General features: G+C 41.0%; 10 protein-coding genes. 5 read left to right on the top strand and 5 right to left on the bottom strand.

Translation table 11 applies throughout. The annotated features are described in order from the left end of the window. Positions 1-33 precede the first annotated feature (33 nt). Together ACPPVU_RS25345 and ACPPVU_RS25340 are read left to right on the top strand one after the other, a co-directional pair. Entirely contained in the window at positions 34-387 is a 354-nt protein-coding gene (locus ACPPVU_RS25345) for a four helix bundle protein (protein ID WP_426669527.1), read from the top strand. A gap of 90 nt (positions 388-477) precedes the next feature. Beyond that, positions 478-1,272 carry a succinate dehydrogenase/fumarate reductase iron-sulfur subunit gene (locus ACPPVU_RS25340; protein WP_426669526.1) on the top strand — a complete coding sequence of 265 codons (795 nt, stop codon included), beginning with the start codon at positions 478-480 and terminating at the stop codon, positions 1,270-1,272. A 48-nt stretch (positions 1,273-1,320) separates the two neighbouring features. Here ACPPVU_RS25340 and ACPPVU_RS25335 read toward each other — a convergent pair whose 3' ends face one another. Both ACPPVU_RS25335 and ACPPVU_RS25330 read right to left on the bottom strand, forming a co-directional pair. Then, positions 1,321-2,325: a serine hydrolase domain-containing protein gene (locus tag ACPPVU_RS25335; RefSeq protein WP_426669525.1), complete on the bottom strand. Its 1,005-nt coding sequence runs from the start codon at positions 2,323-2,325 to the stop codon at positions 1,321-1,323. Between the two features lie 21 nt (positions 2,326-2,346). After that, the gene (locus tag ACPPVU_RS25330) at positions 2,347-3,669 is read right to left on the bottom strand and encodes an amino acid permease (RefSeq protein WP_426669524.1); all 1,323 of its coding nucleotides are present in this window, start codon (positions 3,667-3,669) and stop codon (positions 2,347-2,349) included. A 319-nt stretch (positions 3,670-3,988) separates the two neighbouring features. On the opposite strand from ACPPVU_RS25330, the gene ACPPVU_RS25325 reads away from it, so the two are divergent. The 3 genes from ACPPVU_RS25325 to ACPPVU_RS25315 all read left to right on the top strand — a co-directional run bounded on the left by ACPPVU_RS25325 (position 3,989) and on the right by ACPPVU_RS25315 (position 7,523). Beyond that, the gene (locus ACPPVU_RS25325) at positions 3,989-5,434 is read left to right on the top strand and encodes a circularly permuted type 2 ATP-grasp protein (RefSeq protein WP_426669523.1); all 1,446 of its coding nucleotides are present in this window, start codon (positions 3,989-3,991) and stop codon (positions 5,432-5,434) included. A gap of 158 nt (positions 5,435-5,592) precedes the next feature. Then, complete coding sequence (locus ACPPVU_RS25320) at positions 5,593-6,525, top strand: alpha-E domain-containing protein (RefSeq protein ID WP_426669522.1); 933 nt, start codon at positions 5,593-5,595, stop codon at positions 6,523-6,525. Positions 6,526-6,551: 26 nt separating this feature from the next. Then, on the top strand, positions 6,552-7,523 hold the full coding sequence (locus ACPPVU_RS25315) for a transglutaminase family protein (protein WP_426669521.1): 972 nt from the start codon (positions 6,552-6,554) through the stop codon (positions 7,521-7,523). Between the two features lie 64 nt (positions 7,524-7,587). Here ACPPVU_RS25315 and ACPPVU_RS25310 read toward each other — a convergent pair whose 3' ends face one another. The 3 genes from ACPPVU_RS25310 to ACPPVU_RS25300 form a co-directional block, all read right to left on the bottom strand. Further along, positions 7,588-10,131, bottom strand: coding sequence for a TonB-dependent receptor domain-containing protein (locus ACPPVU_RS25310; RefSeq protein WP_426669520.1), 2,544 nt, complete (start codon positions 10,129-10,131; stop codon positions 7,588-7,590). 132 nt (positions 10,132-10,263) lie between these two features. Then, a complete protein-coding gene (locus tag ACPPVU_RS25305) occupies positions 10,264-10,761 on the bottom strand; it encodes a TlpA family protein disulfide reductase (protein ID WP_426669519.1) in 498 nt (165 codons plus the stop codon). 74 nt (positions 10,762-10,835) lie between these two features. Next, a complete protein-coding gene (locus ACPPVU_RS25300; protein WP_426669518.1) occupies positions 10,836-11,858 on the bottom strand; it encodes a Gfo/Idh/MocA family oxidoreductase in 1,023 nt (340 codons plus the stop codon). Between the last annotated feature and the right edge of the window lie 107 nt (positions 11,859-11,965).

Raw genomic sequence — 11,965 nt, 5'->3', positions numbered from 1 at the left:
ATATCTAACACCTCATATAAAATCTATATAACTATGCACAACCTGAAAGAATTGAAGATATGGAATAAAGCGATGGACCTTACTATTGAAGTTTATAAGGCTACCGCACAATTTCCTTCTGACGAACGTTTTGGTTTGACAAGTCAATCACGCAGGTCAGCAGTCTCAATTCCTTCAAATATTGCTGAGGGTGCCGGAAGGAACTCTAACAAAGAGTTTTGCAACTTTTTAGGTATAGCAAATGGTTCATCTTACGAGTTGCAAACACAATTGGTAATAGCGAACCGATTAAGTTTATTAAACGATGATATATTAAATGCTTTGTTAAAGCAAATTGATGAATTGCAGAAAATGAATTATGCTTTTCAACAAGTTTTAACTAAGTAAGAATTTAATTACAAGATTTGGTATTGACTTTGTAAAGAGCTATTGGCTTTATCTCAAATCTCAAATCTCAGATCTCAAATCTAATAAAGAATGAGTAGTGCTAACAACATGAACCTGACGCTGAAAGTATGGCGCCAAAAGAATGCGCAAACAGCGGGTAAATTTGTGACTTATAAAGCGGATGGTATTTCGCCGGATATGTCTTTCCTTGAAATGCTGGATGTGGTGAATGAAAGCCTTGTACACAAGGGAGAAGACCCTATATATTTTGACCATGACTGCCGTGAAGGTATTTGCGGTATGTGCTCGCTGTACATCAACGGCCATCCTCACGGACCAAAAAGGGCTATCACCACTTGTCAGCTGCACATGCGCAGTTTCCATGATGGACAAACCATCACTATCGAACCATGGCGTGCTGCACCGTTCCCGGTAATAAAGGATTTGGCGGTTGACCGCTCAGCGTTCGACCGTATACAACAGGCCGGTGGCTATGTATCTGTAAATACAGGTGGTGTACCTGATGCTAACGAAATAGCCATTCCAAAAGTAATTGCTGACGAGGCTTTCAACTCTGCTACCTGTATTGGTTGTGGTGCTTGTGTGGCTGCTTGTAAAAATGCTTCAGCTATGCTGTTTGTATCGGCTAAAGTATCTCAATTAGGTATGTTGCCGCAGGGTCAGCCAGAGCGTTACCGTCGTGTACAATCTATGGTAGCACAGATGGACGAAGAAGGCTTTGGTAACTGTACCAACACCCGTGCCTGCGAAGCAGAATGCCCTAAAGAGATCACCCTGACTAATATCGGCCGCATGAATAACGATTTCTTCAGCGCTAAACTGTTTAGGCAGGAAGAATTGCATGAGCAGTCGCAGGGAGAATAAAAAACTGCATTATATAGTAGCCGCCTTGAAGAAATTCAGGGCGTTTTTTTATTTTAATAATTTTAATACAAAAGGTTCAACCTGCTTCATGTACTTTTCAGGGTCAATGTTAGATAATATAATTACAGCAGAACACTTTTCTCTATTGACAGCCAACGAAGCGGCGCTACCAGCAGTGCCTCCATTATGCCAATAAACCGATGCTCCATCATTATCTATTCCCTTTGCCCATCCCATACACATCATTACTCCGGGGCGGACAGTAGCCATTTCCCGCATTTGCAAATCAGAAACTTTGTTGCTTGTATCCAGTACATTTTTTGCAAATCTCATCATATCTTCAGCAGTGGATATGATACCAACACAACCATTTAAAATACCCCCATCCCAATAGCCAACATGCCCCCCTTCGTTATTGATAGCTTTGGCTGTTCGTGTATTAAGTTCATTACTATCAAACGTTGAATTCGACATATCTAACTTATTAAAAATTCGATCCTCTACTAATTGAGAAAATGGTTTGTTTTCTGTTTTTGAAAGCACATAACTTAATACACCCATTCCCAAATTCGAATACAAAAATTCTTTGCCTGGCTGACTAATAAGCTCCAATTCCTTTGTTAAATAGGTAATCAACCTCTTCTCGTCATAATTCAGATATGGATTATCTGAAACATATTCGGGATAGGAGAAAAAGTTTTCGGGTAATCTTGGTAAACCTGAAGTGTGGCTTGCCAAGTGTTTTAATGTTATAGAAGGGTTTCCTTTTATACTAAACGATAAGTATTTACTAATCAGATCGTCAAATTCCACTCCGCTCTCCATAAATAATTGTACGAGGATATTCGCAGTGAAGACTTTTGTTATAGACCCCGTTTCAAATGATGTATTCTTATTGTCAATCTGTTTAATAACATTATTTTCCTTCAGCAAGCCAACATAGTCCATTAATTCGTTTTCATAAATACCAATGGATAACTCAGTATAATCAGGGAAAGCTGAAATTGAATCAATAATACTGTGTATTATTTGTTGTGTACTTGATTTTAGCATGATTTAAGAAGCATTATACTTTTACTCCTCCGCCCTATGCTTTTTATAACTCAACCAGATATAAAATGGCACTCCAGCCATCAGGAACAGAAAGCCATAATAAACCGTCTCTGCGCCAGATCCATAGATCTCCCATAAAGAATAAACAAAAGCCAGCAAGCCAAGTACGACCACGCTTACCCGACTGGCTTTATGCAAAGCATGCTTCTTGGTCCCAAGGATAATATAGGCACCCGCAGAAAGCAGGTAAGGTATCAGTATACTAAGAGTAGCTAACAGCAGCAAAAATTTAAATTGCTCTACCAGTCCTTTGGTAAAGTTCATCAGCAAAAGTAAGGAAGTCATTCCGCTGCTGATGGCCATACCGATGCCCGGTACACCTTTCTTATTTAATCTGCCAAATACACCGGGGAACAGTTTATCTTTTGCCACAGCATAAGGCACCTGTCCTTGTATCAATGTCCAGCCATTAAGCGCACCGAAAGCGGCAATAGCCACGCCCACACTCGCGAGGTATCTTGCAGCGGGGCCATAAATAATGGCAGCAGCATCAGCATAAGGCGTAGCGGATTGCTGCAACTGGGCAGCCGGAATAATACCCATAATGCTGATACTCCCCAGGATATAGACAATGGTCGAGATCAGCATACCCAGCATTGTTGCACGTGAAACGGTTTTCTCTGAATGTTCAGTACTGCCTGCCGGGATGGTAGCGGACTCAATACCTACAAAGGCAAACATAGTCATGGTAGCTGTGATGGTTATTACTGAAAAGATTGGCTTTCCGCTTAAATTAAAAGGATGAAAATTTTGTGTTTTTATAAAGAATAGACCACCAACGGATATCAAAACCAATGGCAGTAATTTTAAAATAGTAGTAACCAATTGAAATCTGCCGGATAAAGCTACCCCTAATGAATTGATGCCTGTAATTAACCAGATCGATGCTAATCCAATAGTGATAGCTGCCGCGGTATTGGTAGCCATGAATGGGAAAAATACGCTCATCGCGCTGATGAAGGAAATAACAATAGCCGCATTAGCTCCGCAGTTGGCTATCCAATATCCCCATGCTACCAGGAAGCCTGCAAAATCACCAAATCCGGCCCGTGTGTACACATAAGGACCGCCTGTTTTATTGGGTATCAACTTGCTAAGGTTGCTGAAAACTTTAGCGAGGAAGAAGGAGCCTATAGCGGAAAACAGCCACCCCAATAAACCGATGCCTCCGAAAGCAGCCATCGCAGCCGGCATCAGAAAGACACCGGAACCTATCATATTACCAACAACAAGCGAGGTGCTTGTCCATAATCCTAATTTGTTGGAAGTGTTTTGATCAGCCATTTATCGTGATAAAGAAACAAAGCTAATATACTAAATGTATTATAGTGGATGTGCATCAAAACAAGCCTGAACCATTTCGAATATCTATCCTTATTTGCTTCTGTTTAAAACTTGATATTTCAGAATATTTAGGGTTTTTGATCTAAATAAACTAGATTTTATTATGAATTTTTAAGGTATATAGTAAATATTGATAATAATTTCATATATTCAGCTACATTTTTATGAAAATTTATCAAAAACCATTTACTTTTTTAGTAGGATACTTCATAAATTACAATTTTTAATAAATAGATGGTCGTTTTTTAGGTGGAAAAGTATGCAGGAACCAGCTTATTTTAATCAGTATAGCCCAATCGATGGTGTTTGGGACGAGATGTACGGTGCCGACAGCATAAGAAGCCACTACAGTAAAGTGATAGATTATCTGTCAAAAGAGTCGACCGATGACCTTACAAGGAAAGAGGAACTGGCTAAAAGGCTTTTCATGAGCCAGGGCATCACCTTTACAGTTTACAGTAGCGGTGAAGGGATCGAAAAGATATTTCCTTTCGACATTATCCCCCGCATTATTACTGCCGAAGAATGGGCCTTTGTAGAGAAGGGAATCAAACAACGCCTTAATGCGCTCAACCTTTTCTTGAAAGATGTGTACAATAACCAGTTTATTGTAAAGGACGGGATTGTGCCTATCGATATTATTTACTCTTGTCCGCATTTTTTGCGTGAGATGTACCAGTTGCAGGTGCCCTATGATATTTATGTGCACATTGCCGGCATCGACCTGATAAGGGATCACGATGGAACATTTTATGTGCTCGAAGATAACTTGCGTACACCATCAGGCGTGAGTTATATGCTTGAGAACCGGGAGATCACTAAGCGCCTTTTCCCTGATCTGATGCCGCAGTGCGGTGTTCGAAGCGTAACGGGTTATCCAAACATCCTGTACAAAAACCTGCTATCGCTTTCACCAAGGCAGATCAGCAATCCTACCATCGTTTTACTGAGCCCTGGTATTTATAACTCAGCTTATTTTGAGCATACCACCCTTGCAAGGTTAATGGGTGTTGAATTGGTAGAAGGGCGCGACCTGGTGGTGAAGAATCAGAAAGTTTATATGAAAACCACCACCGGCCTGCAGCAGGTAGATGTGATCTACAGAAGGGTGGATGATGAATATCTCGATCCGCTAGTGTTCAATCCGTCAAGCATATTAGGTGTGGCGGGTATTATGGGTGCTTACCGTAAAGGCAATGTGGCTATAGTAAATGCGATTGGTAATGGAGTGGCGGACGATAAGGCGGTTTATGTGTATGTACCCGAGATGATCCGCTATTATCTGAATGAAGAACCTATACTTAAAAATGTACCAACTTACCAGTTGGGCAACGTAGATGAACGGAAACATGTGTTCGCCAACATCAACAATATGGTGGTGAAAAAGACCAATGGAAGCGGCGGATATGGTATGCTGATGGGCCATGCATCAACAGAGGAAGAAATAAAAGATTATAAAAAAGAGATACTGAAAGATCCGCGCAATTTTATTGCACAGCCAACCATCAGCTTATCAGCAGCACCATGCTATATCCAGGGTGCATTACAACCACGCCGTATAGACCTGAGACCTTATGCCCTGTGTGGACCGGATGGTATCGAAATAGTGCCCGGCGGATTAACACGAGTGGCATTAAAAGAAGGCTCACTGGTGGTAAACAGTTCGCAGGGTGGTGGCAGTAAGGATACATGGGTGTTGGCGTAGAAGTAGATGTGCAGATGAGAAAATGTGCAGATATGCAGATGGGTTAAATTTAAAGGCATTTATATAATCAAAATCCGAAATCGAACATCCGAAACTGCGAAGCTCTCTTGAGCACAATTAAAAAACAAACAAAAGCGAAAAATCCGAAATATCACAACATGTTAAGCAGAGTAGCAGCAAGTTTATATTGGTTAAGCCGTTATGTGGAGCGCAGCGACGGTATTTTGCGGATGCTCAAAATAAATTATGCATCGTCGCAGGATACAGTGCAGGAGTTTACATGGGAACCCGTGATCAGGATATTTTCCGGCCGTGGCGAAGAAACAGAGAAACTGGGTAATGACAGCCGGGCGGTGATCCGGCATATGGTGACAGGGAAGAACAACCCAAATTCCATATTAAATATTATTACGCTTGCCCGTGAGAATGCAAGAGGCGTACAGGAGCATATTACCAAAGACTTGTGGCAATGTCTTAACGAGTATTACCATACCGTAAAAGATGGTAAAATAGATAATGCACTTCGGAGGGATGATCCCATTAGTGTACTGGATATATTGATCAAACAGGTGATGCTATACTATGGCACGGTGGAGATAACGATGGAGCGTGGTGAGGGGCGTAGTTATATGAACATTGGTAAATACCTCGAGCGTGGGATACAGTCGGTAGATATTTTGGATACCAAATTTGGATCGATAGACGATAATCCTGACCTGCTTATGGATACTACCTACTGGAAACACTTGTTACAATCATTGGGGGGATATGAGATCTACCTAAAAACCTATCGTGAGGGCTTCGAGGCCGAAAATGTGCTGGAGCAGGTGGTGTTAAATAATGACTTTCCGCGATCGGTAATTTATTCGGTTAATCATATTCAACTTTATTTCGAGCGACTAAAGAACGATAGCAATATGGATAATTACCGTGAACTGTCATTCTATATCGGCAGGTTGCAAAGCCATATCAAATACAGCTCGGTAAAAACGATAAAGGATGAAGGCCTGCATTTGTTTTTGACGCAGATACGGAGCCAGCTCTTTGGTATTGGCGATGCCTTGAACAATCATTATTTTGCAAATTCCTGATAGATAATATATTAATACAATTTACTATGCCTGAATTTAAAATACAGCATGTCACCAAATATTCTTACCCGGCGCCGGTACGGGATGGTGCTAATCAGATCATTTTATATCCGATACAGGACGAATACCAGGAAGTAGTAAGGCAGGAACTGAATATTACCGGCGACCCGTCGATTGATACTTATATTGATTATTACGGCAACAAAGTGGGTAGCTTTACTTACAGTGAACCGCATTCATCGCTGATGATCAGTTCAAGAATATGGGTTGACACAAAATATAGACCGCTACCGGGCAACGATATTTTCCCGGCCCAGCAATGGGAGGATTTGAAGCATCTGCGCTATATGGTGCCATATATCGATTTTCTGAAACGGGAATATTTTGAGGGCTTTGATGAACTTAAGGCATTGGTTGAATCTGAAAAATCAAAGGATGATACGCCCTACCAGGTTGCCCTGCGTTTTTCCAGATATGTGTATGATAATTTTAAATACATAAAGGGGGTGACTACTGTTGAGACTACGTTGGATGAAATATGGAAATTAAAAGCCGGCGTATGCCAGGATTTCGCTCATATTTTAACCCTGATGCTCAGGTTAGTGAATATACCCGCACGCTATGTAAGCGGATATATCTGCACGCATCGAAATTCCACCATGCGTGGGGAAGGCGCTACACATGCCTGGGCCGAAGCATACATCCCTGATTATGGCTGGCTTGGCATCGACCCAACTAACAATTGTATTGCTAACGAAACGCATGTACGCTTAGCCGTAGGTCGTAATTTTTCCGATTGTTCACCGGTAAAGGGAATATACAAAGGTGCATCAGAGCATATGCTCGAAGTAGCAGTTTCAGTTGGCTACGAGGATGATGAAATTGTTAGTAATACAGAAGTTGTTGAAGTGCCCAAATTTAAACCTGTGAACGAGTTTGTAAAAAACAGTTACCAGCGCTATATGGAAATGATGCAGCAACAACAGCAGCAGCAATAAAAATAAAAGCCCTCTTGCAAAGCAAAGAGAGCTTTTACTTTAAATATTACAGGGCAACTTCCCGTTAACGTTGCATAGCCGGTCCACCGCCAGCAGGGGCACCTCCTCCAGTTGGGGCAGAATTAGTGTCATCCGGTACATCTTGATCCTGCTGTTGTTGATCTTTGCTTTTATCCTTCTTATTCCTTCCTGGTGTGCCGCCAAATCTATAAGATAATGTAGCTATATATACTCCGGTAGCAAACCTGCGCTGTGAGTATTGGTTTGAATAATAATTCTCTACAGGATTATTGTAAGTTACAGTATTAGCAAATTTGCGGGTATTTAACAAGTCGCGGCCGTTGAAGCTGAATGATAGTTTTTTACTGATATCATAACGAACACCCCCATCAATACCATATACAGCGTCGGCTCGTCCTTGTGGTATCACCTGCGGGCCCTGGTAATCACCCCTTATCTGGAACCCCAGCTTTTTGAAAGGCTTAATGTTGGCGGTCAGGTTGGCGTTCCATGAAAAACCGGATGTTGGTTGCAGGCCCAATGAGGGATCACCGTCAATGTTTTTATAATAGATGTTCAGGTTGCCCGTTAGATCAAAAGTATTTGACGGACTTACTTTGGCAATCAATTCATAACCGGCATTTGAAGCACTTTTTACGTTTTCAAATTGTGTTAGGCTGATCTCGGACGTAACCGGCGAGATGATCCTTTGAATATTATCGTTAGTAAGACGGTAGTATAAAGATGATGTCAAAGTAAGCGTCTTCCAATAATTAATATAGCTCAGCTCAAATGAGTGGATATCCTGTGGCTGCAAATTGGGATTACCTTGTGTATAATTCAGCGGGTCACTTTTATCGATAAACGGTGATATTTGGTTACCCCGCGGACGGGTTACCCTGCGACTATAGCTGAATTGCAGGGTTTGATTATCTGTCAGCTTTTCAGTCAGAAACAAACTCGGGTATAGCCGCAGGTAGTTTTGAGAATGTTTTTCCGTCAGCGTATCTGTTAAAGTTGTATTGATGCGTGCTTCCTCCAAACGTAATCCCGCCTGTATACCAAACTTTCCAAACTGCTGCTGATAGTTAGTATATATGGCATGCACCTGCTCATGATAAATAAAATGGTTACTCAACACAGGGTCATAATCTAGTGCCTGTGTTATAGAATTCACCGTATCAACCAGGTAATTGTTATCATTTGTGCTGAAAGTGCTGCGGTAACCCATTTCCAATTTATTATTGTTATTCAGTGGTAGCACATAATCTGCCTGCAGGTTCCAGTTGTGCTGGTGACCTATAATGTGATTGTTTTGCTGGTAATTATAAGCGCTGTCAGGATTATAAAAGCTATAAGCTGTATTAAGATAATCATATTCATTATCATGGCTGGTTGAGTAACCAATATTAGCGGTCAATTCCTCATCTTTTTTCTTGAATTTATGATTAAAATCCAGGTTAAAATCCAGGTTGGTACCGGTGCTGTGGGTGGTATTGTTTTGGACAAGCGTCTGTAGCAAAGCGCCATCATTGGTTATTTGCGTATTGCCGTTTTGATCGCGGTCACGGTCGCGGATGTTGATGTTATCTGAGAAGCTTATCGTAGTTTTTGGGTCGATATTATAATCAATACCACTGCGGATATTATGACCGCTGAACGTAAATTTCTGATCAGATACCTGATTTTGTTCTTGCTGGGTGTTGCTGTTTAAAAAGCCGGTTGTCTTGTCAGATGATCCATTGCCAATACGGTCAGCCTTGCGGTAACTGTAATTGGTATAAATGTTTATTTTACTATTTTGATAAGCCAGGTTAAGCGTGCCGTTATAAGTATTGTGCGTACCCACACTTGCCGAGGCCGAGCCATTAAACCCGATGGCTACATTTTTCTTTAAAATAATATTAATGATGCCAGAATCACCCTCTGAGTCATATTTTGCGGATGGGTTGGTGATCACTTCAATCGTTTCAATAGAACTTGCGGGGATAGATTGCAGAATATCGGTCAGGTCATTACCTGTTAAGGCTGATGGTTTGCCATTGATCAATACCTTCACATTGTTTGATCCTCTCAGGCTCACGTTACCATCCACATCAACCTGCACGGTTGGTATATTGGTTAACAGATCTGTAGCCGAACCGCCCTGGCTAACCAGGCTTTGGTCAACACTGAATGATTTTTTATCAATACCTACTTGTACCAGGTCCTTATGTGAAGATATTACTACTTCTTTTAAAACTCCCTTGGCAGGGCTAATCTTTATAGTGCCCAGATTGATTACACGATTATTCTCGCTGATACTGATATTATCTTTATGAATAGTCAGATAACCCGTGAAGCTGATCTTCATTGCATAAATACCATCAGCTAGGTCAGTTAGTGTAAAATTTCCATTTATGTCAGTCTGTAAATTTAAAGCCTTGTTATCCGACTTTCTTGTCAGAGCAACCGACGCAAATGGTAATGTTTGATTATTGCTGGCATCAATCAGTTTGCCTGATATGGTTCCAGAGCCTGCACTCACGGCAGATTGCTGTGCATTGGCTTCAAAAGCAAAAAATAGCAGAAGCGAAAAAAATATTTTATAAGCAGAATTAAAACTCATACAGCAAAAATGGCCTTTTTAAAATTTTCTTAGAAGGAAAGCTTGTAACTTTATTGATAAGAAAATAGCAGGCGGGGTAATTTTTTTATTACCTGCGTCTTCTAAACATGCTGATTAACAATATGTTTGAGGCTATGCCTTTTTTACCGTAGCGATCAATTCATTCATGGAAGGCACCTTGTCATATGCCTTTACCAGCTTTCCTTTATGGTCGTACACAGCAATATAAGGTGTAGTTCTTACCTGGTAATATTGCTGAACTACATAGGTATGGCCTTCAGTCCCAACGGTAATATTAGGGTATTTTGCCAGATCGAAATCACGGGTAAAGTTTTTTATCATTTTTAGCATGGTAAAATCTGTAAAAGTTACCATTACTATTTGTATGTCGCCAAATTGCTTCATTTCAGGTTTCATCTCATACACCAGGTGCTGGCAATGGCTGCAATCCGGCGAGAAATAGATGATCATTACCGGTTTGTTCTTTTTCAGATTGGCCGGTGTAAAGTAAGTACTATCGGGCCTTAATATTTTAAAGGGAGGTATTTTTGTAATATCCTGTTTAACCATCTGGGCCTGTGTGCATCCTGTTATGATGATCAGGCTAAAAAACAAAAGCAATTTCTTCATTATGGCGATAAATGTAAGTCTTTTTATCATTGTCAGTACTGATGCCACTGTAAATTTACAATCATTTTAAAATATTAACCATTGGCCTCCAGCATTTCAATCTGCCATGCAATATGTTCTTCGGTTATCGGATATAACGTGTTATTACGGATTGTATGATAAACTGCATCGAACAACTGCATATACTGGCCCCGTTCTGATTCAACTAACTCTGTGTTTTTCTGGTTGTCCAATCCCATAGTCACCAGCTTGCCCTCGCTGCCTGTCGGCTCAATGCCATATTCGGGACAGGTGGGCGATACCGAATTACCTAACTGTGCTTCCTGCACATCCACCCGGTCTTTAATATAACTTCCCAATGTGCCATGCACGACAAAAGCTGCCAATGGTTCCGCAATAAGTAGTCCCGAAGTTAAATTGACATTCAACTGATGAGGATAGGACAGGTGGTAATTAAAATAATCATTAACTTCAGAACCTTCCCGGTATGTGCCGGTAGTTTTTCTAAAACGTAATGGTCTACCGAAAAGACTGATTGCCTGGTCGATGAGGTGCGGACCGAGATCATAGGTCAAACCGTTAGGTGCCGAGCTTTTATTTTCCTTAAACAGTTTGGGACTAAGCATGGGCTTGTATCTGTCAAATCGAAAATGTACCTCGATAAGTTCGCCTAATCGGCCGCTTTCTATGACTTCTTTTACTGATAAGAAATCACTATCCCAACGGCGGTTTTGATAAACCATCAGGTGCTTATTTACCTGCCGGCTCAGATCGTACAGTTCTTTTACTTCGGCAGTGGTTGCTGCAATGGGTTTTTCGACCAATACATTTTTGCCTGCTTGCAAAGCCTGTTTAGCAAGGTCGAAATGCGTGTTATTAGGCGTATTGATAATGACCAGTTCGATCTCCTTATCACTCAACAACTCTTCTGTTTGGTTGTAGCTTTTTATGCCCGGATACCGTTGCACAGCCTTTTTCTCATGACGTTCAACCACAGCGCTCAATTCAAAACCCGGATGCCCATTAATAAACGGTGCATGAAATACCCTGCCGGACATTCCGTAAGCCATTAAACCGGTTTTTATAGGTGTTTTCATAAGTATCTTTTAATATTGAACACCGAATACAGAATATCGAATGATGAAGTAGTTACTTCGACGTTCATCATTCAAAATTCATTATTCGATATTATAGAATTCATAGC

Origin of the sequence: Mucilaginibacter sp. McL0603, assembly GCF_049992945.1 — a bacterium.
Taxonomy (GTDB): Bacteria; Bacteroidota; Bacteroidia; order Sphingobacteriales; family Sphingobacteriaceae; genus Mucilaginibacter.
This window is presented reverse-complemented; position numbering and strand designations above follow the sequence as displayed.